The sequence below is a fragment of the Pseudoclavibacter sp. AY1H1 genome (genome assembly GCF_002931055.1).
In the GTDB taxonomy this organism is placed as follows: domain Bacteria; phylum Actinomycetota; class Actinomycetes; order Actinomycetales; family Microbacteriaceae; genus Pseudoclavibacter.
This window is the reverse complement of record NZ_PSXX01000003.1, coordinates 233,027-256,233: the sequence shown is the minus strand read 5'-3', so window position 1 is coordinate 256,233 and position 23,207 is coordinate 233,027. Positions and strand designations below refer to the sequence as shown.

Below are 23,207 nucleotides of genomic sequence, written 5' to 3'. Positions count from 1 at the left end.
GCTCGTTCGTGCTTGCGACGTGCTCGTTGGTGACTGCTACGATGCCTCGCATGCTCACCACGACGCGTCAGGCTCGCATCCTGCAGTCGCTGCGCGCGGACGGTCAGGTCACGGTCGAGGAGCTCGCCGTCGAGTTCGGGGTGTCGCCGTCGACGGTCCGGCGGGACCTCAACGCCCTCAGCGCCGAGGGGCTGCTTCGCCGCGTCCGAGGTGGTGGCGGCGTCGAGCCCGACCGGGTGCCGTTCGCCGAGGTCGCGACCCACCAGAGCGCGCAGAAGACCGCCATCGCGGCGCGGGCCGCCACGCTCGTCCGGGACGGCGACGTCGTCCTCATCGACATCGGCACCACGACGGCGCTGCTCGCCAGGCAGCTGCGGGGGCGACGCATCACCGTCATCACCTCGAGCCTCGCCGTGGTGGACGCGCTCCGCGACGACGACGCCGTCGAGCTCATCGTGCTCGGCGGGGTCGTGCGGAAGAACTACAGCTCGATGGTCGGGGTGCTGACCGAGCAGGCGCTCGCGCAGATCCGCGCGACCGTGTGCTTCCTCGGCACGAGCGGCATCAGAGCAGACGGCACGATCTCCGATACGACCGGCACCGAGGTGCCCGTGAAGCTCGCGATGATCGCCTCCTCGCAGCGCACGGTCGTGCTGGCGGATGCCACGAAGTTCCCTGGAGTCGGTCTGCTGAGCGTGTGCGGCGCATCCGCCATCTCCGCGATCGTCACGGAAGACCATGCGGACCCGGCGACGCTCGCCGTGCTGCGGACAGCGAAAGTCGAGGTGATGTTCTCGTGAAGCTCACGATCATCGGAGGCGGAGGGTTCCGCGTCCCCCAGGTGTTCGAGGCGGTGGCCTCCGACGAGGCGCCCGTGCGCATCGACGAGCTGAGCCTCTACGACGTCTCGCCGGAGCGGCTGGCGATCATCCGCGTCATCGTCGAGCGCATCGCGAGCGAGAAGCGCTTCGCGCCGCGCATCAGCGTCACGACCGACCTCGAGGAGGCGCTGCGCGAGACGGACTTCGTGTTCAGCGCCGTCCGCGTGGGCGGCACGGCCGGCAGGGTCGCGGATGAGCGCATCGCCCTCGAGCTGGGGGTGCTCGGCCAGGAGACGGTCGGGCCTGGCGGGCTCGCGTATGCGCTGCGCACGATCCCGTTCATGGTCTCGCTCGCCGAGACCATCAAGCGAGTCGCTCCCGATGCCTGGGTGATCAACTTCACGAACCCCGCCGGAATCGTCACCGAGGCGATGCGGGGCGTGCTCGGCGACCGTGTCGTCGGCATCTGCGACACTCCGATCGGGCTCATGCGCCGAGCGGCGGCGGTTGCGGGGGCCCACGTCTCCGCCGGCCCCGAGGGTCGGGGAGAGCCCTCGGATATCGCCTTCGACTACGTCGGCTTGAACCACCTCGGCTGGCTGCGCTCGCTGCGGGTCGACGGCGTCGAGCGCCTGCCGGAGCTGCTCGCGTCCGACACGTCCCTGCAGCGCATCGAGGAGGCGCGCCTGCTCGGCTTCGACTGGGTGCGGGCGCTCGGCGCCCTGCCCAACGAGTACCTGTACTACTACTCGTTCACGCGTGAGGCCAACGCCAGCATCCGCGCCGCGGACGCGACCAGGGGCGAGTACCTCGACGCGCAGCAGGGCGAGTTCTTCGCGAACCCCGGCGCCGACCCCTTCGAGTCGTGGATGCGCACCCGCCACGAGCGCGAGGCGAGCTACATGGCCGAGAGTCGCGAGGAGGGGGAGGAGCGCGAGGTCGAGGATGTCGCGGGCGGCGGCTACGAGAGCGTCGCGCTCGACCTCATGGCGGCTCTCTCCTCAGGGCGGCCAGCCACCATGATCCTGAACGTGCGCAACGGCTCCCTCGTGCCCGCGCTCCCCGACGACGCGGTTGTCGAGGTCGGCTGCGTCGTCGACGCCGATGGCGTGCATCCGTGGCCGGTCGCGCCCGTCGAGGGCGAGATGCTCGGGCTGATGGTGCAGGTGAAGTCCGCCGAGCGGCTGGTCATCGAGGCCGCGACGCGCGGCTCCCGCGAGCTCGCCTGGCGCGGCTTCGCGGCGCATCCGCTCGTCGACTCGGTCGGGGTGGCCCGGAAGCTCGTCGACAGGTACAGCCAGCACTTCGCCGGGATCGGTGCGCTGCTGCGCTAAGCCGAGCGCGGGGCGTTCCGTCAGCGGGAGCGCGAGGCCCGACTCATGGCGCGCAGCAGCAGCTTCCGCGGGACGAGCTTCGAGGCGATCGTCAGGGACGTGTTGATCGGGCCGGGGACGACGGAGGGTCCAGGGTTCGGCTTCTTGAGTTCGCGGAGCGTCAGGCCGACGACCTTGCGGGCCGTCATCTTCGGCAGGCCGGAGCCGATATCCTCGCCGGCGACCTCGAAGAACTCGGTTGCTGTGGGGCCGGGGGAGAGCGCGAGAACGCGCAGCCCGGTGCCTGCCGACTCGGCCCACAGCGCCTCGGTGAAGCTGCGGACGAACGCCTTGGTCGCGCCGTAGACGGCGAAGCCCGGCGTGGGCTGGTAGCCGGCGACGCTCGCGACGTTGACGAGGAAGCCGTCGCCCGCGCGCAGCTGCGCGATGAAGGTGTGCGTGAGGTCGACGAGCGCCGCGACGTTGAGCGCGATCTCGGCGCGCACCCGCTCGGGGTCCTCCTCGTGGAAGCCGCCGCTCGTGCCGAACCCCGCGTTGTTGATGAGGCTCGTCACGCTCACTCCGCGGCCCTCGAGCTCGGTCCCGAGTGCGGACGCGGCGCCCGGCTCACAGAGGTCGGCGGCGATCGTCGTCACCGTCACGCCGAACCGGTCGCGCAGCTCGGCGGCGAGGCTCTCCAGCTTCGATTCGCGCCGGGCCACGAGCACCAGGTCGCTGCCGCGAGAGGCGAGCTGGCGGGCGAACTCCGCCCCGAGCCCAGAGCTCGCGCCCGTGATGAGCACTGTCTGGGATCCGAAACGAAGGGGGAGCATCCGGGAAGTCATGCCGTCAATGTACGGGTGCGTGACAGTGGAAGCCTGCGCGTGGGCCCTGCCGTCCCCGCAGCTGCCGGGACGCGGTTCGGGGGCTGCCCGCCCGGGCACGCCCCGCTCCGCCTCCGTTCCACCTCGGCCGCGGCGCGGCCAGTTCTCCGCCGTCGCGCAGCCAGACGAGGAATGCAGGCCCGTCCGGAAACGAGCCTGCATTCGCTGTGGGGATGCGTTCCGCCTCAGCGGCGTTCAGCGACGGACTGCGGGGGCAGCGGAGTCAGCGCGGGTCAGCGTGCGCCGGCGGTCTGACGCGCCTCGCGCTTCTCGTCCCGATCCGTGTCCCTCGCCCGCATCGCCTTCTCGTCGTCGAGCCAGTTCGCGCCCTTGTTGTGGAGGAAGAAGACGTAGACGACGAGCGACGCGGCGATCGCGATGGTGACGTAGACGATGAACAGCGGCACCTGCTGCGCTTCGCCGGCGGCCGTGTAGAGGAGCGGCGCCGTGCCGCCGAAGATGGAGTTCGCCATGGCGTAGCCGAAGCCGACGCCGAGGGCGCGGATGTGCGTCGGGAACAGCTCGGCCTTCACGACGGCGTTGATCGACGTGTAGCCGGTGAGGATCACGAAGCCGCCCACGAGGATGCCGAACGCCGCGAACTCGTTGGTCTGCTGCGGCAGGTAGGTGAGCAGGAACCACGTGTAGAGCACGCCGCCTGCGCCGAAGAACACGAGCAGCGTCTTGCGGCCCACGATGTCGGACAGCCAGCCGCCGATGGGCTGCAGCAGCATGAGCACGGTGAGCGCGATGAGGTTCAGGATCGTGCCGGACACGACGTCGTCGCCCGCGAATGCCTTCTTCACGATGCCGGGGCCCGTGACCGAGTACGTGTAGAAGGCGACGGTGCCGCCCATCGTGATGAGGAAGCAGAGCAGCAGCGGGCGCCACTGGTGCAGGATGAGCTCCTTCATCGAGCCGGAGGAGCGCGACTTGCCGTCCTTGACCGACTCGAGCGCCGACTCGCTGAGCGACTCGTCCATGGTGCGTCGCAGGTAGAAGACGACGATCGCGGCGACGCCGCCGATCGCGAACGCGATGCGCCAGCCCCACTCTGAGATCGCCTCGGTCGGCATGGCCAGCACCATGATGAGGAGGGTCGCCTGCGCGAGCACGTGGCCGCCGACGAGGGTCACGTAGTGGAACGACGAGAGGAAGCCGCGGCGGCCGCGGATGGCCGCCTCCGACATGTAGGTCGCGCTCGTGCCGTACTCGCCGCCCGTCGCGAAGCCCTGCACGAGGCGGCAGACGATGAGGATGATGGCTGCTCCGGCGCCGATGACGGCAGCGGAGGGGGTGAGGGCGATGACAAACGAGCATCCGGCCATGATCGACACCGACACGGTGAGCGCGAGGCGACGCCCGTGGCGGTCCGCGAAGCGTCCGAAGAACCAGGCCCCGATGGGGCGCATGAGGAACGTGACGGCGAAGATCGCCCAGATGTAGATCTGCGAGTTCTTGTCCTCGGAGTCGAAGAACTGGAACTCGAAGTACGAGGCGAAGACCGAGTAGACGTAGACGTCGTACCACTCGACGAGGTTGCCTGCCGAGCCCTTCAGGGTGTTGGAAACCGAGCGGCGCAGGCTGCCCGGCACTTGTGTCGTCGTCATTGACTTCTCCATCGTCGTCGATCTTCATCTGCCAGCAGGCGGAGCCCTGGCCCCACCTCGGTGTGGGTGTACTGGACAACTCTCTGCACCGGGCAAGGGGCGCGAGCGGATCCTTACATTCCCTTTACGTGGACCTCGCATCTCTGCCCGCGCCTACCATTGGGGGTATGCGTGTGCTCGTCGCCGAGGATGACGCGTCCGTCTCCGCCGCCCTCGCGGCCGTGCTCGGCCGCGCCGATCACGCCTGCGTGCAGGTCGCCCGCGGCAGCGACGTGCTGCTCCAGCACCGAGACGCCGAGCTCGTGCTCCTCGACCTGGGACTCGAGGACATGGACGGCCTGGAGGTGCTCAGGCGGCTCCGCCAGGTGAGCCAGGTGCCCGTCATCGTCGTCACGGCCCGCGGCGACGAGCGCTCGACGGTGCGAGCGCTCGGCCTCGGCGCCGACGACTACCTCGTCAAGCCCGTTCGCATGCACGAGCTGCTCGCCCGCATCGACGCCGTCGCCAGGCGTCGCGCGCCCGCGGCCGAGCCCGAGGTGGTGCAGCTCGGCGACGCGAGGATCGAGCTGCTCTCGCGGCGAGTCGTCGTCGGCGGCGCCGAGGTCTCGCTCACGCCGACCGAGTTCGAGCTGCTCGCGATTCTCGCGAAACGGCTCGGCAGGGCCGTGAGCAGGCAGGAGCTCCTCGACCAGGTGTGGGGCGACGCCTACGCCGCCACCTCGCGCTCCTTCGACGTGCACCTCGCGCAGCTGCGCCAGAAGCTGCCCGCCGTCGCCATCACCACGATCCGCGGCTTCGGCTACCGGCTCGAGACGAAGCCGGCGCGATGAAGCTGCAGGTGCTGCTGCCTCTCATGCTCTTCGGACTGCTCACGGTCATCGCCATCATCGTCCCGGCGAGCGAGGGCATCGCCGTGAACCGCACCCAGCAGCTCACCCTGCAGCGCGCCACCTCGATGGACCAGATCGTGCAGCGCGCGGAGACGGCGGTGGCCGCCGACGACGCGTCCGGGCTCGAGCGCTACCTCGAGCGCTTCGCCGAGACGTACGGCGAAGCGGCGATGGTCGTCGACAGCGAGGGCAAGGTCGTGTCCTCCGTCGGCGGCCTCGAGCTGGACCCGCAGGTCGCGTCGCTCGTGCTCGCCGCGTCGCGCACGGTGCCGCAGCGCTCCATCTCGACGATCTACCCGTGGAGCGACGACACCCACCTCGTGGCCGAGCCGTTCGCGAACGGCGCGAGCGCCGCATCCGGGGCGGTCGTCCTCGAGGTGAACCAGACGGAGGCGAAAGCGCAGATCACCGGCTGGTGGGCGCTCGTCGCGCTCGCGGGCCTGCTGCTCCTGCTGCTGCTCTTCGCCGCGTCGCAGTTCTGGACCAGCTGGGTGCTGCGTCCCGTTCGTGCCCTGGACGCGGCCGCGAACGCCCTCGCCGAGCAGCGGGAGCCCGACCTCGCGGCCGCGACCGGGCCCCTCGAGCTCAGGCGCCTCTCCTCCTCGTTCGCGCGCATGTCGAGGGGAGTCGAGGACGCGCTCGAGCAGCAGCGGGGGTTCGTCGCCGAGGCGTCGCATCAGCTGCGCAACCCGCTCGCCGCGATCCGCCTGCGCATCGACGCCCTCCCGCGCGACGAGGCGGAGGAGGCGGCGCTTGAGGCCGTCGGCGGCGACCTCGACCGTCTCGAGCACGTCGTCGACCGGATGCTGGTGCTCGCCGATGCCGAGCACCGCGCCACGGCAGAGGCGAGCGGCAGGCGCACGGGCTTCGCCGACGGCGCCGCGCGAGAGCACCTCACCTCGGCGGCCATGCTCACGGCGCCCCACGAGGAGCGCTTCCGCGAGGAGGGCATGCGTCTGCGGTTCGACGGCGGCGAGGAGATCAGGGTCGCGTGCCGCAAGAGCGACCTGGAGGAGATCGTCGAGACCATGCTCGACAACGCGCGGAAGTACGCGGGCGAGGGGGCGAGCGTCACGATCCGGTTCGCCGCGGCGCCCAGCTCCGGGTGGTCCGGGGCGGTGCCGGGCGAAGGAGAGCCTGACGGCGCGCTCGACGGCCGCAGCCAACCGCCTGAGGCGTTCGAGGCGTTCGCAGCGTTCGAGATCGACGGTCCACGCGCGGTGCTCGAGATCAGCGATGACGGACCAGGCGTCGACGAGGATGAGCTCGCCCAGCTCGGCACGCGGTTCTGGCGCTCGCCGAGCCACCGATCCCTGCCGGGGACCGGGCTCGGCCTCGCGATCGTCGGGGAGCTGGCACGCGCCAACCGCGCCACCGTCGACTACGACCGCGCCCCAGAAGGAGGGCTCCGCGCCCGCATCAGCTTGGTGCGGACGTGGTGATCCTCACGAGGCGGGGCCTGCTGTTCGGCGCCGGTGCGGCCTCGGCCGCCGCCGCGACCTTCGCGCTCGCCGGATGCTCTCTCGGGCAGCCGTCCCCGCGCATCCGCATGGCCTGCGGCGAGCAGGGCGGCACCTACGTGCAGTTCGGCGAGCTGCTCCGCGAAGCGCTCCGCCGAGACGGCACGACGGGGCTCGACGTGGTCACGACGGGTGGCAGCGTCGAGAACCTGGCCATGCTGCAGGCCCGCGACGCCGAGCTCGCCATCGTGCTCGCCGACGCGGCGGCGACCGACGCGCAGAACAAGGTCGCGATCGGGCGCGTCTACCAGAACTACCTGCAGTGCTTCGTGCGCTCAGACGGGCCCGTCAGCGCCATCGGCGACCTCGCCGGGCGGCGTGTCTCGGTCGGGGCGCCCCAATCAGGCGCGGCGCTCACCGCCAGGCGGCTCCTCGGCACGCTTGGCCTCCTCGAGGGCGCGGGCGCGAGCGTCATCTCCGAGCTGTACCTCGACGAGGCCGTCTCCGCCCTCGAGGCCGGCACCGTCGACGCGATCTTCTGGTCGGGCGGACTGCCGCTCCCCGCCGTGCAGGACCTCGACACCGCGGTGGAGCTCGTCGACCTCACCGATGCGCTCCCGGCCCTCGAGCTCGAGCATCCCGGCGTCTACACGCTCACGGCGGTTCCTGCCAGCACCTACGGGAGCGCCGAAGCGGTGCCCGCGATCGGGGTCTCCAACTACCTGCTCGCCAGGCCCGACCTCCCGGACCAGGTGGCGAGGGCGCTCGTCGACGTCCTCATCCGAGACGCCGCGCAGCTCGTGCCGGAAGGGTCGCTCGGCGTGCAGTACCTGACCGCGTCGAACCTCATCGACACCCTCCCTATCGCGCTGCACCCCGCCGCCCAGAGACGCTACCGGGAGCTCTACGGCTGACCGCCCTCGAGACCGTGCGGGATGCGGGGTGCGGGACGCGGGACGCGGGATGCGGGTGCGAGATGCTGGCCGCGGGACCTCAGCCGAGGAAGGCGTGGGCGACCGTGAAGATCGTCACGCCCGCGAGGGCGCCCACGATCGTGCCGTTCAGGCGGATGTACTGCAGGTCGCGGCCCACCATGAGCTCGATCTTCTCGCTCGTCTCATCGGCGTCCCAGCTGGCGACGGTGTCCGAGATGATCGACGAGATCTCGTGCCGATACCGGTCGACGAGGAACACCGCCGCGTCGATGACCCACGTGTTCACCCGCTGCTGGAGCTGCGCATCCGTCGTCAGTCGCTGACCGATGTCGACGAGCGCCGCCGTGGCGCGGGTGCGGAGCGCGCTCTCCGGGTCGGCGAGCGAACGCAGGAGGCCCGTCTTCGCGGCGTTCCAGGCCTCCGCGGCGAGCTCGCGCATGCGGGGGCTGTCGAAGATGTTGCCCTTGGCGCCCTCGAAGCGGGCGATGAGCTCCGGGTCGTGCTGCAGCTGGTCCGAGAGGCGAGCCAGGTAGCCGTCGATGGCGGCCCTGGCGGGATGCGCGTCGTCCGCTCGCACCGCCGCGACGAACTTGACCGCCTCGTTGTACGCGGTGTTGTCGACGAGCTTGGTCGCGACCGACGGAACCCACGAGGGGAGACGCCTCGACACGAGGCCATCGAAGGCGCTCTGGTTGGCGGCGAGCCACGCGGCGGCGCTGTCGGCGGCCAGGTCCACGGCGCCCCGATGCGCGCCGGTCGCGACGACGCGCGACATCCACTCGCCCAACGGGGGAGCCCACTTCGGCTCCACGAGGTGCTCGCGAGCCAGGTCTTCGATGAGGCCCTGGACGTCGTCGTCGCTGAGCGCCTCGAGCACCCCCGTCGCCATGATGGACGCCTCAGAGGCGATTCGCTCCGCGTGCTCCGGCTGCTCGATCCATTCGCCGAGGCGGGCCGCGATCGACGTGGCCTGCAGCTTCGTCCGCACCACGTCGCCGCGCAGGAACTCGGTCTCCACGAACTCGCCGAGCGTGCGGCCGATCTCGTCCTTCCGCTTCGGGATGATCGCCGTGTGCGGGATCGGGATGCCCAGCGGGTGCCGGAAGAGGGCCGTCACGGCGAACCAGTCGGCGAGGGCGCCGACCATGCCGCCCTCCGCGGCTGCGCGAACGTACGCGAACGCCGGCACATCTCGTTGCAGCGCGAACGCGACCACGAACACCACCGCCATGAAGAGGAGGGCCCCCAACGCCACCGCCTTCATGACTCGCAGGCTGCGCCGGCGCTCCTGGTCTGCGGGGCTCAGAAGCTCGGTCGGGGTGCGCGACATGCGGTCATCTTTGCACGCCTGAGCCGGACGGCGACTGCGGGGTGCCCCAGGTCTGCCTCGGGTCTCCGGGGATTCCCCGACGGGCCGAGATCGACAGACTGGACGCATGACTTCGCACTCCAGGGGCTCGTTCCGGTCGGCGGCCGACGGGTCGTCCACGACCTCGTTCATGTGGTGGATGGTGTTCGTGCTCGTCGGCGCGCTCAGCGGAGTCGTGTCATCGCTGGCGTCCGCCCAGCTCACGGTCGGCACCCAGCAGCAGGAGGCGCTCACGATGATCTTCTGGGTGTCCCTCGTCGTGAGCGGCATCTGCGCGATCGGTGCCCTGGTCGCCTTCATCCGCACGATCTACGTGCTGCTCGACCGCAGCGACCGGCGCTGGAGCGGGGAGTAGGGGCAGGGGCAGGGGCACAGGCACAGCGCACGGGTAGGGGACAAGGGCAGGGGCCGCGGGACGGGCAGACGCGCAGGCACGGCCCGGCGGTCGGCGTCCGCGATCTCCGTCGCGCAGCCGATGCGCCGGCTGGGGCGGATCTCGTACCGTGGGCCGCATGGATATCTCGTCGATGATCATGGGAGCGGCAGTGGCATCCGTCATGTGGATCGGATTCGTCCCGTGGGCGCGACTCAAGCGCCTCCGCGAGCTCGAGGCGCGGTACGCCGCAGGCCGGCCCGAGTCAGGGGGAGCCGGCGAGGGGCCGACCCCAGCTCTCTAGCGCCGCCGGTCGCTGCCTCCTACCCGCTGCCGACTGTCCGTCGCGCGTTGCTGGCTGCCCGACGCGGCTACCTGTTGCTTGCTGCCGCTGGTCGTTGCCGGCTACCCGCCCCGCGCTACCAGGGTCTGCCCCGGAGGTCGACCACACCAGGAGGCCAGGAATCGACGCTCTGCCGGATCGGCGAGATGAGCACCGGAGACCCCGCTTCGACGACTGCCTCGACGCTCGCCTCCGCTCGCATCACTGTCTCGGGTGGCATCATCGTCTCGGGTGGGAGCGAGCGCGGTGTGCTTCGCTCGACGACGCGGATGCGATGCCAGCCGGTCCGCTCGTAGAAGGGCACGACGTCTTCCCGGCATCCCAGATAGCCGTACTCGAGGTCGGGGGTGGCTCGCATCGCACCTCGAGCGAGCGACATCGCGAGCTCGCCAAGGCCTTGGCCTCGGAGCCCGTCATCGACGAGCACGCCACCCGTGCCGGCCACGACGACCTGGGCGCGGCCGACCGTGATCTCACGTCGCTGGAACCCGACGTGCGCCAAGGCCGAACCTGCTGCGTCGAAGACGATCGCGTGCGTGGAGGCCGGGGCGTAGCCGTAGGGCTGCTCGGGATCCCACTCGCCGTGCACTGAGCGGTACTCGCGATCGAAGAGTGCACGCAGGGCCGTGAGCTCGGCCGGTGTGAGGGCCGAGTGCTCGACCACTCGGGGGAGGTAGGTCATCACGTCAGCGTAGGACGCTGCTGTGCTCCTCCTCGCTCGGCAGCGGCGCGGCTCCTGCTCGCTCGGGCGGGGCCCGTGGCGAAGTGCGGGTGGATTTCCTCTGCTCACCTGGGGTATTCCGGGACAGATCTTCCGTTCGAAGCTAGCTCCTATTTTCTTGAAGAAAACCTGGTCCTGATATAGATTTTGGTGCGGTCCAGTGCTAGTCTGATGGTGATCTTGGGGGAGGTTGTCGTGGCATCGCAGGCGGAGCAAGAATCGGGTCGACAGTCGTCGGCGCAGCCAGGACAGTCATCGGCGCGGTCGTCAATGGAGACGGCTGTCGTGGACGCGCTTCTCGAGGCGCGGTGCCAGCTGGCAAGCCTTCCGGACGCGGAGATCGTCGTTGTGCTCCGTGAGCTCGCTGCTCGCCGACGCGTGCTGGATGCCGCGCTCGTTGAGGTAGCTGGCGAACTCTTGCGCCGTGAAGACGAGTCTCCGCGAGCGGAGACGGTCGCTCGGAAGTCCGGGTTTCGGAACCTTGCGGCGATGGTCGAGCAGGTGCTCGCGGTGAAGCCCTTCGAGGCGAAGACCCTCGTGCAGCTTGCAGAGGCGACGAGGGAGCGGATGAGCGCTACAGGCGAGTCGATCCCGCCGAAATACACGGAGGTGTCGAAGGCGGTGGGCTCCGGGGTCATGTCGGTGGCGCAGGCGACCGCGATCACGAAGGGCCTCGACCGCACCGGCAACCGCGTGGACGTCGACGAGCTCGCCCGCGCCGAGGGTGAGCTCGTGGCGTCCGCGTGCGGCCTGAATCCAGAAGATGAACAGCCCGCGGTACCGAAGGTCCTTGAGGTGCAGGCCGCGACCTGGGTTTCCTACCTCGATCCCGACGGCGACGAGCCGCGCGCCGACAAGATCGCCGAGCAGCGCGGCCTGTGGTTTACGCGGCGTACGGACGGTGCCGTCACCGGCAAGTTCGTCGCGACGCCCGAGCAAGGCGAGCAGCTGCTCTCAGTCTTCGACGCCCTCCTCTCCCCGCGCCGAGCCGTGGAGTTCCCGGCCGCGTCCGAGTGCGGGGAACCACTCGCTCCAGCACTCGGACCAGATGAACTCCCGTCCGGTGCCGGCCGCGCCGACGGTGACGACGACGGTGACGTCGGTGAGGACGAGATCGTCGACGTCCCACTGGTTGACCCGCGGTCGATCGAGCAGCAGCGCATCGACGCGCTCACGATGATCGTCCGCGCCTACGCCGAGTCACCCGACGCGCCCCGCACCGGCGGCGAGGCACCAACGGTCATCATCGTCACCACCACCGCCGGACAAGACGGCACCGCCACCCGACCCGAAGACCTGCCCCACCTCGAGCGCACCGGAGAGCCAGTCCCACCGTCGGTCGCAGCCCAGGTCGTCTGCGACGGGTTCATCCGCATCGCGATTACCGACACCAACGGCGAGATCCTCGACCTCGGCCGCAAGCAACGCCTCTTCACCACAGCCCAACGCCGGGCGGTCGCAACCCGCGACCGACAATGCCGCGCACCCGGATGCAGCGCACCAGTGCGCTGGTGCGAAGTGCACCACGCCCTCCCCTGGAGCGAAGGCGGACCAACCGACGCGAAAGACGGCATCCTGCTGTGCTCCTTCCACCACCACGAAGTCCACCGCGAAAGACTCACCCTCACTCGCAGCAGCAACGGACGCTGGCACGTCGTACCCGCGCTCGGGCGGCACGTCCCGCCCAGAGCCAGCCGCCGCCGCGGATATCCGCCACCGGCAGCCAACTCCCGGGCAGCCAACTCCCGGGCTGCCAACTCGCGCACCGCCAACTCCCCGGCGGCCACCCGCCCACAGGTCAACCGAAGACCGTGAGGCCGCCACGACGGCCTGGCCCGGAGAGGCACCGTTTGGCCCGGAGAGGCGCAGTCTGGGTCGGGGAGGCACCGCCTGGCCCAGAGAGGCACAGTCTGAATCAGGAAGACACCGCCTGGCGCGGAGAGGAGCGGCGCGGCTCAGAGGGCCCCGCTAGGGCGCGCAAACGCGAAAGTGCCGCCGTGGTCACGAAGACCAGGGCGGCACCGTTTGCTCACCAAGACCCTCCCAAGCCCTCTCAATCGAGAGAGCGCAGCAGCGCGATGAAGTGCTGCGATGAGTGCTGCGAGGAGAGCTGCGACGAGAGCTGCTGTTAGAGCTGCGGCTGACGAGTGTTGTAGCCGAAGCGCGTGGGGCGCTGCGCGTACCCATCCTTGCGGACGGCGCGAACAGTCTCCGCCGCGAAGGCGACAACCGCCACAACCCCGATACCAAGAGCGAGAAGTTCCATGAGTCCACCTCCGTGATCTGCCGGCAAACACCGGATACTGCAATCCAATCGGAGACGCCCGGGCGTGTCGCGGTCCACCCGAAGGTCAGTGGACTGGTCGCGCCAGGTCAACCCGCGCTTCCGGCGAGCCAATCTTCGAGGAACACCGCGACACCGTCATCGGTGTTGCTCGGAATCACCGACTCCACCACCGCGAGCGCCTCCGGGCGGGCGTTCGCAACGGCGATCGGGTGGCCGACGACCTCGAAGGCCGGCAGGTCGTTGAAGTTGTCGCCGAAGTAGTAGAGGTCCTCCCGCGCCACCCCCAGCAGGTCAGCGACCGCGAGCAGGCCCGTGCCCTTCGAGCACGCTGCGTTCGCGATCTCCAGGTACGTGTCCTTCGACCGGTACGTCACGACGCCCGAACGGTCCGCGAGGGCCGCCTCCAGCGCATCGACCAGGGCAGGGTCACCCATGCACATCACCTTGTGCGGCGGCGTCACATCCACGCCGCCAGAGGCGACGAACTCCAACGTCGAGGCGGGCTCCGGGAACACCCACGTGTGGGTGCGCTCCCGGTCCGTCCACTCGTCCTCACCCCACGCATACCAGTGCTCGCCGGCGAAGAAGCTCGCGTGCAAGCCGCTCGCCTCGCAGTGATCGGCGATGAAGCGCGCATCAGCGGCCGAGATGGCAACGTCGTGCCGCACCTCGCCGTCGCCGGACAGCACCAGCCCGCCGTTGAAGGCAACGAGCGGCGAGCCGATGCCGCCGTACAGGCGCTCGAGCACCCGCATCGACTCCGGGGGCCGGGACGAGCTCAGCACGAAGTGATGGCCGGCCGCTCGCACCGCCTCGATCGCCGCGATCGTCCGTGGAGAGAGCGTGCGCTGAGCGCTGAGCAGCGTGCCGTCGATGTCGCTGAGGAAGAGAACCATGGACTACACCATCTCAGGCAGACGCGTATCCGCCATCGATCGCACGTCGCGCGCCGAGAGTTGCGCCCAGGATTCGGCGAGGATCCGCGTGCCAGCTTCGAGATCGGCGACGGGTGCCGTGAACGGGACCCGAAGGAACCGCTCGAGGCTTCCGTCGATGGAGAACTTCGGACCAGCGACCAGGGCCAGGCCGCGCGCCTCCGACAGGGACGTCATCGCGGAGCTCGCCGGCTGCGCCAAGTGCACCCACATCGACAGTCCACCGTCTGGCCACGGCACGTGCCACTCCGGCAGGTGGAGGCTCAACGCGGCGTGCAGGGCGTCACGGTGCAGGCGCATCTGCTCGCGCCGCCGGGGCAGCAGCTCCGGAAGCGCCCGCACGACACGCTCCGCGAGGAGCTGCTCGATCTGCGGCGTCCCCAGATCGCCGGCCGGACGGGCCTGCACGAAGCGGCGGATCAGGGCGGCATCGGCGCGGATCCACCCGATGCGCAGGCCGGCCCAGGCCGCCTTGCTCAGAGAGCCGACCGTCACGACCCCCGAGCCGGAGAACGGGGACGCGCCGCGCGCGTGACGAGCGAACGGGCCGTCGTCCCACGGCCGGTCGATCGACAGGTCCGCGGTCGTCTCGTCCACGACGAGGATCGTGCCGGCCGCCCGAGCCGCCTCCGTCACGCGCACCCGGTCTTCCGGCCGCATCGACGCGCCCGTCGGGTTGTGGAAATCGGGGATGAGGTACGCGAGCGCGGGGCGCATCCGCTCGATCGTCTCGATGACGTGCTCGATCTCCCAGCCGCCAGTGGTCACCGGCGTCGCGATGAGTCGAGCGCCCGCGCGGCGCATCGCCTCGTAGGCGTGCGGATACGTGGGCGACTCCACCAGGACGAGATCCGAGCGCGTGAGGAGCGTGTGGGCCGTCAGCGAGATCGCGTGCTGGGCGCCCATCGTCACGATGATCTGCTCGGGCGTCGTCGGCAGCCCGCGCGCCGTGTAGCGCTCGGCGATCGCCGAGCGCAGCGACAGGGTGCCGAGGAGGTCGAAACCGGGGGCGCCGAGCGCAAGCGGCATCGAGCTCGCGGCGTCCGCGATGATCTCGGCCAGCCCCTCGACGGGCGGCGGCACCGCGCGAGCGAAATCGACCCCGAAGTTCTCTCCCTCGCCGCTCGGGCGGTAATCCTGCCTGCCGAGGCGGGGGAGCGTCACCCGGCTCCCGGAACCCTGCCGGCTCAGCACATGCCCGCTGTCGCGCAGCGACTGGTAGGCGGCCACGATCGTCGTGCGACTGCGCCCGGACTGCACAGCCAGCTCGCGCTCCGAGGGCAGGCGCGTCCCCACCGGGATGCGCCCATCGACGATCAACAGGCGGATGCGCTCGGCGAGGGCCTCGTAGGCGGACGAGTCGTCACGAAGCTCGCCCGCCAAGGAGAGCAGCGTGCGTGCGGATATGCGAGAACCAGATGTCGACTCCATGGGTCCAGTATGCGCCAAGTGGACCGCGACGGCCAGGCCAATGTGGCGATTGGATGTGCCTATCTGCAGTACTCGTCGACCGTCACGGAGGTGGCCCCATGGAACTCATCACGCTCATCATCACAGGAATCGTCGTCGCCGCCATCGCCGTTGCCGGAGTGACCGCGACCCTCGTCGTCATGCTGCGCGACGGCTACGGGCACCGCGCATTCCAGTCCAGTTACGACACTCGCCAGCCGAGGTAGCGAGCGACGCCCTCGGAGTGCCCGCTGGACCCGGGCTCGGAAAAACGGGAAGCGCCCGGAAAAACGGGAAGCGCCCGGGAAACTGGAAGAGGTTAGAAGAGGTTAGAAGAGGTTGACGAGCACGACGAAGGTCGCCGTGCCGAGTCCGACGCTGAGCAGCGTCCTGCGCCCCAAGCCCAGGTGCACGCCCACCGTCACGGCCAGCGCGAGCGCCGCCCAGAGTGCCGTGCGCGGCTCGCTCGCGAAGTCGCTGAAGGTGACGGCGGCGAGGATCGCGAGGATTCCCGCGGGCATCCAGACCGAGAGTCGCTGGACCGTCTTGGAGTCGCGAAGCGGCTTGAGCGCGACGAACGGCAGGGCGCGGAGCCCGAACGTGATGCCGCCGCACACCGCGAGTGCGACAACGAACCACCAGGCGTCAAACATCGCTCACCGGTGCCTCCGTGCGGTCTCGTCTCGCGGCGAAGAGCGCGCGCACCGCGAGCGCGACGGCGAAGAGGATGAGCGCCGCGAAGAGGGGCGCCCCTGGCACGAAGAGCAGCCCGAAAGAGACGCTCAGGCCGGCGATGAGGAGCGACGGCACGTCGTCACGGGAGCGGATCGCGTCGAGGGCGAGCACCGTGAAGAGCGCGCACAGCGAGAACTCGAGGCCCTTGATCTCGCCGGGGAGGACGCTCGCGAGTGCCACCCCGAGCAGGCCCCCGCCGACCCAGTACGTCTGCAGGGCGAGCTGCAGGGTGAGCAGTCGCGTCGCGGACCGCTGCTCGCGGGGGATGGGCGTGACGATCGCGTAGGCCTCGTCGGTCATCGCCCAGATCGAGTAGAGGCGCGCGAGCCGGCCCCGAACGAGGTGCAGGGGGAACGAGAACGCGTAGAACACGTGGCGGAAGTTGACGAAGAACGTGGTGAGGGCCATCGTCGCGATGGGCGTGCCCGCGGCGATGAGCCCGACGAGCAGCAGCTCGATCGAACCCGCGTACACGAACACCGACAGGGACGGGGCGACCCACCAGGGCAGGCCTGCCTGCAGGACCAGCACGCCGAACGCCACGCCGAGCGGCACCACTCCGAGTCCCGCGGCGAGCGAGTCGCGCAGTCCGGCCCGGATGCGCTCCCCGCGAGTCGCCGGGATCTCGGCGGGTGGCCCCAAGAGCGCTCCCGCGGTTGGATCCGCGGCAGGGTCCGTCTGGGGCGCCGCGGATCCCGGCGGGCGGGCGCCGCGCGCTCCTGGATCTGCGGTGGTCATGCGGAGATCTTGGCACGGAAGCCGCGCATTCCGAGAGCGGATGCGTGCCTCCAGGCGCCACATTCGGCAATAATCAAGTGTGGACACCATCGATCGCGCAATCGTTCGCGAACTGCAGGGAAACGCCAGACTGACGAACGCTGAACTCGCGCAGCGCGTGGGGCTCACCCCGGCGCCCTGCCTGCGCCGAGTTCGCCGCCTCGAGGAGGACGGGGTCCTTCTCGGCTACCACGCCGAGGTGAACCCCGACAGGGTCGGACGCGCCTTCAAGGTGCTCATCGACGTCGACCTCACGAGCCAGGCGCACACCACGGTGGAGGCGTTCGAGTCGCAGGCCGTCGAGCTCGACGAGGTCACCGAGGTTCGCCGCATGTTCGGCTCGCCCGACTACGCGATCCGCGTCGAGGTGGCCGACCTCGAGAGCTTCGAGAAGCTGCTCCGCGAGAAGATGTGGCGCCTCCCCGGCGTCCACCGGGTGACCTCGCACTTCACGATGAAGGTGCTCAAGGGATGACCCAGCCGACGGCGGCGTCTGCCGCGCGCGGCAAGCGCTCGTGGCTCGCCGCCGCGCCGGCCGTGCTCATGATGGCGTGGGGTGGCAACCAGTTCACCCCGCTCCTGCTGCTCTACCGGAAGGTCGAGGGCTACTCCGCCCTGCAGGTCGACCTCTTCTTCGGCGCGTACATCATCGGGCTGATTCCCGGGTTCCTCATCGCCGGCTCCCTCTCCGACCGCTTCGGGCGGAAGCCCCTCATGGCGGTCTCCGTGGTCCTGAGCGTGGCCGCCGCGGTCGTGCTCGCGCTCGGCAGCGCGAGCCCCACAGCCATGATGATCGGGCGCCTCCTCTCCGGCCTCTCCGTGGCCGTCGCGATGGTCGTCGGAACCACGTGGATCCGCGAGCTCTCGACCGGCACCGTGCCGCCAGCCGTCACCGCCAGACGCGCATCCCTCACCATCACGGCGGGCTTCCTGCTCGGCGCGGTCGCCGCCGGAGTGCTCGCCCAGTGGGCCCCGTGGCCGACCATCACGCCCTACGTCGTGCAGCTCGTCCTGACGAGCGCCGCAGCCGTCGCGCTGGCTCGCGGCATCGAGACCGCCGGCGATCGATCTGGCCCGAAGGGAAGGGGACGTGAGCGTCGCCCGCTCGTGGACGTGGTCATCGCGCCCGAGCATCGTCGGCGCTTCTTCACCGTCGTGGTGCCCATGGCGCCGTGGGTATTCGCCGCCCCGGCGCTGGCCTTCGCCGTGTCGCCCGCCATCGTCGTCGAGCGGCTCGGGGGCCTCGAGATCGCCTTCGCGGCCCTCCTCACGCTCGTGTCGCTCACCGTCGGCTTCCTCATCCAGCCGAGCGTGCCGCGCATCGCCGCCCGCGTCGGCGGAGCCTCCGGTTCGGTGGGGCTCGGGCTCCTGGCCGTCGGGACCCTCCTCGTCGCCGCCAACGTCGCCGTCCAGTCTCCGCTCGTCGCCTGCGCCGCCGGGGTGCTCCTCGGCGGCTCCTACGGCGTCTGCATGCTCACGGGGCTCGTCGAGGTGCAGGCGATGGCCGGCGGCCGCAACCTCGCGGGACTCACCGGCCTCTACTACGCGCTCACCTACATCGGCTTCGCGCTGCCCGCCATCCTCTCCGCCCTCGCCCCGACCTTCGGCATGCTCCCGCTGCTCGTCGCGGTTGCGGTCCTGGCAAGCGGATGCGCGGCGATCGTCGCGTTCGGGGTGCGGCGCACGCGGTAGCCGCGCGGGAAGGTCGGGGCGCGTGCCGCGCAAGAAGCTGGGAGCGCATGCACCCGCTGGTCAGTGAATGCCCACGTTCGGTCCCTAGCGTTGATTCGGTCCCGGCCGGGGGCGCACCTCGTCACGAGAGCCTCCCGCCAGTCACGACGCACGACCGACCCCACGGAGGCGCACGATGACCGCACTCACCGACCCCCGCTCCCTGTTCCGCGAGAGCGGATTCCCCGGCCAGGGGCAGCAGCAGCCCGGGCTCACGGGCGAGACCACCCCGGCCCCCGATCACGGCGAGCGGAGCTACACCGGCCACGGCAGGCTCAAGGGCCGCCGCGCGCTCATCACCGGGGGAGACTCCGGCATCGGCCGCGCCGTCGCCATCGCCTACGCCCGAGAGGGCGCCAAGGTCGCGATCTCGTACCTGCCAGAGGAGGAAGCCGATGCGCAGGAGACGGCGCGCCTCATCAACGAGGCGGGTGAGACCGGGCTGCTCCTGCCGGGCGACCTGCGCAACGAGCAGTACTGCGCCGAGATCGTCCACGCGACCGTCGCCGCCTTCGGGGGCCTCGACCTGCTGGTCCTCAACGCCGCATACCAGCGAGACCGCACGAGCATCGGCGACACCCCGACCGACGAGATCAGGCGCGTGATCGCGACGAACCTCGAGGCGCCCATCTACACGCTCCGAGCAGCGGAGTCGCACCTCCCGCCCGGCGCATCCGTCATCTTCTCCTCGTCGGTGCAGGGCTACGAGCCGAGTGATGGGCTCTTCGACTACGCCATGACGAAGGCGGCCCTCGTCTCGCTCACCGAGTCCATGGCGAAGGAGTTCGGGCCGAAGGGCGTGCGCGTGAACGCCGTCGCCCCCGGCCCTGTCTGGACGCCGCTCATCCCCGCCACTGGGTGGGACGAGGAGAAGCTCGCGAGCTTCGGGCAGGACACGCCACTCGGGCGCGCCGGCCAGCCCGCCGAGATCGCTGGCGCCTACGTCTACCTCGCGTCCGACGACGCCAGCTACACGACGGGCGCCATCATCGCCGTCACGGGCGGCAAGAACCTCTGAGCGGGCACCGCGAGCGAGCGGGCACGAGCACAGGGCGAGCGTCAGCTCACGAGCGAGAGGAGCAGTCGATGGCCAAGAAGAAGTCCGGCGCCGACAACCAGCCGAGCCTGAAGGACGAAGAGCTCTACGAGAAGCTGCGCGACGAGGGCAACTCGAAGGAGAAAGCCGCCAGGATCTCGAACGCCGCCGCCCGGAAGGGGCGAAGCGAGGTCGGCAAGAAGGGCGGGGAAGCCGGCTCCTACGAGGATTGGACCGTCGATGAGCTGCGGAAGCGGGCCAAGGAGCTTGAGCTGACCGGATACTCCGGCAAGCGCAAGAGCGAGCTCATCGACCTGCTCCGCGATCACTGACGCCGGGCCGACCGGTGCGGGCCGGAGAGCATCAGCTCATCGGGCCGGGCGTCAGTCGAGCTCGAGCGTCTCGAAGGGCTGCAGGTCGATGAGGTTCGCGCCGACCCGGTCCGCGGATTCCCGCAGACGCGTGACCGCGAGCGTCTTGCCGACCTTGGCCAGCAGCATCTCGTGCACGGGCAGCACTCGCTTGGGGCGCACCCGCTCGACGTAGTCCATGGACTCGGCGAGGCGCATCCACGGCGCGTTCGCGCAGACCGCGAGCACGTCGATGTCGACCCCCTCCGGCGCGACGTAGGCATCGCCGCCGTAGTAGAGCGCGCCGCGTTCCACGAGCACGCCGATGTTCTCGATGCGGAGGATCGAGCTGTGGATGAGGGCGTGCTCGCCGCCGAAGAACTGCAGGTCGAAGCCCCCGACCAGCACCGATTTCCCGGCAGCGACGTCGATGACCTCGCCGATGTCGGGGAGGTCTGCAGCGATGATCTTTTCCGCCGCGGACGGCGTGGTGAAGATGGGCGTCCTCGGATTCCGGGACAGGATGCGCGTCAGCTGCTCCGGCGTCCAGTGGTCGTCGTGCTCGTGCGTGATGACGATGGCGACCGTCCCGGCCGCCTCAGTGATCGGGGTCGTGAACTTGCCCGGGTCGATGAAGAGACGCGAGCCGCTCTTCTCGATCGAGAGTGCGGCGTGCTCGAGCTTGGTGAGGCGCATGTTCCCCCTTGGTGGCGGCGGCCCCGTGCAGGCCCAGACGAAGTGCAACGCTAGCAACTCGTGACTGACGGACTCCTCGACGGGTGGCCCGTTCCACGGATCATGGACCGGCAGGACGGCCTGCAGCGCGGCTGGCGCGTGGCGCGAGTCGTGGCCCGGAATGGCGGGCGACGCGCCGACTCCGAAAACCCGATTTGCTTTGCCGTTCCCCGGTGTGCCAGAATATCCGAGTTGCCAAAACGGTCCCATCGTTTAGCGGCCTAGGACACCGCCCTCTCACGGCGGCAGCGCGGGTTCGAATCCCGCTGGGATCACCAACACAAGCCCGGTTCGAGAATTCTCTCGCACCGGGCTTCGTGCATTCCGGCTGGGCTCTGTGTGCTGCGCCGGGCTCTGTCTGCTGCGCCGGGCTCTGTCTGCTGCGCCGGGCTCTGTGCTTCACCGGGTCTGTGCGCCCCGGCTGTGCTCTCGGGAACTCGAACGGTTCTCGGGGTCCGGTGCTAAAATCTTTGCGTTCTTGTTCCCGAAGATCGGCAGGCCGGTGAAGACTCTCGACGCCCCCGCACCGCACGCTGTGCGCTGACGCCCGTCGAACCCACCTCCTGAGGCTCCCGGTGTCAGTGCGCGCACTGAACCTTCAGGGAGCACCGTGTCTCAGACGACACCGAAGAACAACCACCCACTCTCGTTCGACCGCCTCAGCCTGAGCTGGCCGGACGGGTCCCCGGCCATCGACGCGCTCACCGGGGCTTTCCCGCCCGGTCGAACCGGCCTCGTGGGCCGAAACGGCAGCGGCAAGTCGACGCTGCTGCGCCTGCTCGCAGGAGAGCTGGCGCCGACGGGAGGCGCGGTCAGAGCTGACGCGGACGTGGCCTACCTGCCGCAGCAGCTGACCCTCGACACGGAGCTTCCCGTCGCCGCGCTCCTCGGCGTCGATCGCAAGATCACCGCCCTCCGCGCCATCGAGGGCGGCTCCGTCGACCCCGCCGACTACGACGTGCTCGGCGACGACTGGGACATCGAGACGCTCGCCGCGGCCGAGCTGCGCGCCATAGGGCTCGACGAGGAGATGCTCACGCGCACCCTCGGCGGCCTCTCCGGCGGCGAGGCGATGCTCGTCGCCATCGCCGGGCTCCGCCTCGGCAGGGCGCCCATCGTGCTGCTGGACGAGCCGAGCAACAATCTCGACCGGGATGCGCGACACCGCCTCGCGGCGCTCGTCGAATCGTGGCGAGGCACGCTGGTCATCGCGAGCCACGACGAGGAGCTGCTCGAGCACGTCGACCAGATCGCCGAGGTGAGGGGCGGTGAGCTGGCGGTGACCGGCGGCGGGTACAGCGCGTACCTGCTGCAGCTCGAGCGCGAGCAGGCGGCGGCCGCGCAGGCCCTCCGATCCGCGGAGAGCGCCCTGAGGTCAGAGCAGCGCGATCGGCGCGAAGCCGAGGCGAAGATCGCGAGCAGCCTGCGCGCGGGGAAGAAGGCGCAGGCCAACAAGCGCGCGCCCAAGATCCTCCTCAACGGGCAGAAGGCGCGAGCGCAGGTCTCCGCCGGCAGGCTCCGGAGCCAGCACGACTCCCGCCTCGCGGGGGCCGAGGCGGCGGTGGAGCTCGCCGAGGGGCGAGTTCGGGACGACGCGAGCATCCGCATCCACCTCCCGGACCCGGATGTCGCGACCTCCCGCCGCCTCGTGACGCTCGAGCTGGCAGCGGCACGCGCTGACCCCGCGCGCGCCGAACCGACGCAGCCCGGCCCGGCGCACCCTGATCCTGCCCGGCCCGAGCCTGCGCGGCCCGAGGCCGCCGGGCGGCTGGTCATCATGGGCCCGGAGCGCATCGCGCTGACGGGTCCGAACGGCTCCGGCAAGACCACGCTCCTCGACGCGATCGCCGCGTCGGCGCAGTCGCTCGGCGTGGAGGGTGCCGGTGCCGGTGCCGCTGCCGGCGGCGAGCGCATCGAGACCCGAGGGGGAGCCTGGGTCACGGCGTCCACGAGCCGAGTCGGATACCTGCGCCAGCGCCTCGACGGGCTGGACGACGACGCGAGCGTCCTCGAGAACGTGCAGCGCTCCGCCCCCGAGACCGCCGCCCAGGAGCTCCGCGCCCAGCTCGCGCGGTTCCTGCTGCGAGGCGCCGTCCTCGAGCGGCCCGTCTCCTCGCTCTCGGGCGGCGAGCGCTTCCGGGTCTCCCTCGTGCGTCTGCTGCTCGCCACCCCGCCCGCGCAGCTCCTGCTGTTCGACGAGCCCACGAACAACCTCGACCGGGAGTCGACGGCGCAGCTCGTCGACGCGCTGCGCGACTACCGTGGCGCGCTGCTCGTCGTGAGCCACGATGAGCGCTTCCTGGGACGGCTCGGCGTGACGCGCCGCATCCGCCTCGACCGGCTCGGCACGATCCTGGACGGGGTGTGAGAGTCCGACGGTGTCGCGGGCCGGTCTCGCAGCAGCGCCGCCGCAATGCCACAATGGACGCAGGCGCGATCTACGCGTACAAGGT

The 23,207-nt window shown here is 70.3% G+C and carries 24 protein-coding genes and 1 tRNA gene; 15 read left to right on the top strand and 10 right to left on the bottom strand.

Features of this window, described 5'->3' with window-relative positions; genetic code table 11:
• Positions 1-50 precede the first annotated feature (50 nt).
• Positions 51-800, top strand: coding sequence for a DeoR/GlpR family DNA-binding transcription regulator (locus C5E05_RS07905; protein ID WP_104240581.1), 750 nt, complete (start codon positions 51-53; stop codon positions 798-800).
• The gene (locus C5E05_RS07900) at positions 797-2,155 is read left to right on the top strand and encodes a 6-phospho-beta-glucosidase (RefSeq protein WP_104341585.1); all 1,359 of its coding nucleotides are present in this window, start codon (positions 797-799) and stop codon (positions 2,153-2,155) included. The genes C5E05_RS07905 and C5E05_RS07900 overlap by 4 nt, the downstream gene beginning before the upstream one ends.
• Before the next feature lie 20 nt (positions 2,156-2,175).
• On the opposite strand, the gene C5E05_RS07895 is transcribed toward C5E05_RS07900, so the two are convergent.
• Together C5E05_RS07895 and C5E05_RS07890 are read right to left on the bottom strand one after the other, a co-directional pair.
• Positions 2,176-2,979, bottom strand: coding sequence for an SDR family oxidoreductase (locus tag C5E05_RS07895; protein WP_258064798.1), 804 nt, complete (start codon positions 2,977-2,979; stop codon positions 2,176-2,178).
• A gap of 272 nt (positions 2,980-3,251) precedes the next feature.
• Positions 3,252-4,628, bottom strand: a complete 1,377-nt coding sequence (locus C5E05_RS07890) for an MFS transporter (protein WP_236558539.1) — start codon at positions 4,626-4,628, stop codon at positions 3,252-3,254.
• Positions 4,629-4,795: 167 nt separating this feature from the next.
• On the opposite strand from C5E05_RS07890, the gene C5E05_RS07885 reads away from it, so the two are divergent.
• Genes C5E05_RS07885 through C5E05_RS07875 form a run of 3 tightly spaced genes read left to right on the top strand, consistent with a single transcriptional unit; the run spans position 4,796 to position 7,892 of the window.
• A complete protein-coding gene (locus C5E05_RS07885; RefSeq protein WP_104240585.1) occupies positions 4,796-5,458 on the top strand; it encodes a response regulator transcription factor in 663 nt (220 codons plus the stop codon).
• Entirely contained in the window at positions 5,455-6,960 is a 1,506-nt protein-coding gene (locus tag C5E05_RS19800; RefSeq protein WP_146081067.1) for a HAMP domain-containing sensor histidine kinase, read from the top strand. The genes C5E05_RS07885 and C5E05_RS19800 overlap by 4 nt, the downstream gene beginning before the upstream one ends.
• Positions 6,954-7,892 (top strand): TAXI family TRAP transporter solute-binding subunit, encoded by a 939-nt coding sequence (locus tag C5E05_RS07875; RefSeq protein WP_104341583.1) that lies wholly within the window; start codon positions 6,954-6,956, stop codon positions 7,890-7,892. The genes C5E05_RS19800 and C5E05_RS07875 overlap by 7 nt, the downstream gene beginning before the upstream one ends.
• Before the next feature lie 79 nt (positions 7,893-7,971).
• On the opposite strand, the gene C5E05_RS07870 is transcribed toward C5E05_RS07875, so the two are convergent.
• On the bottom strand, positions 7,972-9,243 hold the full coding sequence (locus tag C5E05_RS07870) for a DUF445 domain-containing protein (RefSeq protein ID WP_104341582.1): 1,272 nt from the start codon (positions 9,241-9,243) through the stop codon (positions 7,972-7,974).
• A gap of 106 nt (positions 9,244-9,349) precedes the next feature.
• Between C5E05_RS07870 and C5E05_RS07865 the strand changes: the two genes are divergently transcribed.
• Together C5E05_RS07865 and C5E05_RS20105 are read left to right on the top strand one after the other, a co-directional pair.
• Positions 9,350-9,637: a hypothetical protein gene (locus tag C5E05_RS07865; RefSeq protein ID WP_104341581.1), complete on the top strand. Its 288-nt coding sequence runs from the start codon at positions 9,350-9,352 to the stop codon at positions 9,635-9,637.
• Positions 9,638-9,794: 157 nt separating this feature from the next.
• Positions 9,795-9,959: a hypothetical protein gene (locus tag C5E05_RS20105; protein WP_181057766.1), complete on the top strand. Its 165-nt coding sequence runs from the start codon at positions 9,795-9,797 to the stop codon at positions 9,957-9,959.
• A gap of 115 nt (positions 9,960-10,074) precedes the next feature.
• On the opposite strand, the gene C5E05_RS07860 is transcribed toward C5E05_RS20105, so the two are convergent.
• Positions 10,075-10,680, bottom strand: coding sequence for a GNAT family N-acetyltransferase (locus tag C5E05_RS07860; RefSeq protein WP_104341580.1), 606 nt, complete (start codon positions 10,678-10,680; stop codon positions 10,075-10,077).
• A 324-nt stretch (positions 10,681-11,004) separates the two neighbouring features.
• Between C5E05_RS07860 and C5E05_RS07855 the strand changes: the two genes are divergently transcribed.
• Positions 11,005-12,534: an HNH endonuclease signature motif containing protein gene (locus C5E05_RS07855; protein ID WP_181059450.1), complete on the top strand. Its 1,530-nt coding sequence runs from the start codon at positions 11,005-11,007 to the stop codon at positions 12,532-12,534.
• A 313-nt stretch (positions 12,535-12,847) separates the two neighbouring features.
• Here the strand turns inward: C5E05_RS07855 and C5E05_RS20100 are convergent, their stop codons facing one another.
• The 3 genes from C5E05_RS20100 to C5E05_RS07845 all read right to left on the bottom strand — a co-directional run bounded on the left by C5E05_RS20100 (position 12,848) and on the right by C5E05_RS07845 (position 15,372).
• Entirely contained in the window at positions 12,848-12,985 is a 138-nt protein-coding gene (locus C5E05_RS20100; protein ID WP_160072589.1) for a hypothetical protein, read from the bottom strand.
• A gap of 107 nt (positions 12,986-13,092) precedes the next feature.
• Positions 13,093-13,902: a Cof-type HAD-IIB family hydrolase gene (locus tag C5E05_RS07850; RefSeq protein WP_104341578.1), complete on the bottom strand. Its 810-nt coding sequence runs from the start codon at positions 13,900-13,902 to the stop codon at positions 13,093-13,095.
• Between the two features lie 3 nt (positions 13,903-13,905).
• Complete coding sequence (locus tag C5E05_RS07845; RefSeq protein ID WP_104240593.1) at positions 13,906-15,372, bottom strand: PLP-dependent aminotransferase family protein; 1,467 nt, start codon at positions 15,370-15,372, stop codon at positions 13,906-13,908.
• 98 nt (positions 15,373-15,470) lie between these two features.
• On the opposite strand from C5E05_RS07845, the gene C5E05_RS20095 reads away from it, so the two are divergent.
• On the top strand, positions 15,471-15,617 hold the full coding sequence (locus tag C5E05_RS20095; RefSeq protein ID WP_181057770.1) for a hypothetical protein: 147 nt from the start codon (positions 15,471-15,473) through the stop codon (positions 15,615-15,617).
• Positions 15,618-15,719: 102 nt separating this feature from the next.
• Here the strand turns inward: C5E05_RS20095 and C5E05_RS07840 are convergent, their stop codons facing one another.
• Both C5E05_RS07840 and C5E05_RS07835 read right to left on the bottom strand, forming a co-directional pair.
• Positions 15,720-16,043, bottom strand: coding sequence for a branched-chain amino acid transporter permease (locus tag C5E05_RS07840; RefSeq protein WP_104306192.1), 324 nt, complete (start codon positions 16,041-16,043; stop codon positions 15,720-15,722).
• The gene (locus C5E05_RS07835; RefSeq protein ID WP_104341577.1) at positions 16,036-16,863 is read right to left on the bottom strand and encodes an AzlC family ABC transporter permease; all 828 of its coding nucleotides are present in this window, start codon (positions 16,861-16,863) and stop codon (positions 16,036-16,038) included. The genes C5E05_RS07840 and C5E05_RS07835 overlap by 8 nt, the downstream gene beginning before the upstream one ends.
• Before the next feature lie 79 nt (positions 16,864-16,942).
• Between C5E05_RS07835 and C5E05_RS07830 the strand changes: the two genes are divergently transcribed.
• From C5E05_RS07830 to C5E05_RS07815, 4 genes are all read left to right on the top strand, one after another.
• Positions 16,943-17,377, top strand: coding sequence for an Lrp/AsnC family transcriptional regulator (locus tag C5E05_RS07830; RefSeq protein ID WP_104330679.1), 435 nt, complete (start codon positions 16,943-16,945; stop codon positions 17,375-17,377).
• Positions 17,374-18,594, top strand: coding sequence for an MFS transporter (locus C5E05_RS07825; RefSeq protein ID WP_104341576.1), 1,221 nt, complete (start codon positions 17,374-17,376; stop codon positions 18,592-18,594). The genes C5E05_RS07830 and C5E05_RS07825 overlap by 4 nt, the downstream gene beginning before the upstream one ends.
• A gap of 175 nt (positions 18,595-18,769) precedes the next feature.
• Positions 18,770-19,651, top strand: coding sequence for an SDR family oxidoreductase (locus tag C5E05_RS07820; RefSeq protein WP_104341575.1), 882 nt, complete (start codon positions 18,770-18,772; stop codon positions 19,649-19,651).
• A 68-nt stretch (positions 19,652-19,719) separates the two neighbouring features.
• Positions 19,720-20,001, top strand: a complete 282-nt coding sequence (locus tag C5E05_RS07815; RefSeq protein WP_104298465.1) for a Rho termination factor N-terminal domain-containing protein — start codon at positions 19,720-19,722, stop codon at positions 19,999-20,001.
• A 51-nt stretch (positions 20,002-20,052) separates the two neighbouring features.
• Here the strand turns inward: C5E05_RS07815 and C5E05_RS07810 are convergent, their stop codons facing one another.
• The gene (locus C5E05_RS07810) at positions 20,053-20,715 is read right to left on the bottom strand and encodes an MBL fold metallo-hydrolase (protein WP_104341574.1); all 663 of its coding nucleotides are present in this window, start codon (positions 20,713-20,715) and stop codon (positions 20,053-20,055) included.
• A 241-nt stretch (positions 20,716-20,956) separates the two neighbouring features.
• Here C5E05_RS07810 and C5E05_RS07805 point away from each other — a divergent pair.
• Both C5E05_RS07805 and C5E05_RS07800 read left to right on the top strand, forming a co-directional pair.
• A tRNA-Glu gene (locus tag C5E05_RS07805) sits at positions 20,957-21,032 on the top strand.
• A gap of 332 nt (positions 21,033-21,364) precedes the next feature.
• Complete coding sequence (locus C5E05_RS07800) at positions 21,365-23,122, top strand: ABC-F family ATP-binding cassette domain-containing protein (RefSeq protein WP_104341573.1); 1,758 nt, start codon at positions 21,365-21,367, stop codon at positions 23,120-23,122.
• The last annotated feature ends 85 nt before the right edge of the window (positions 23,123-23,207 follow it).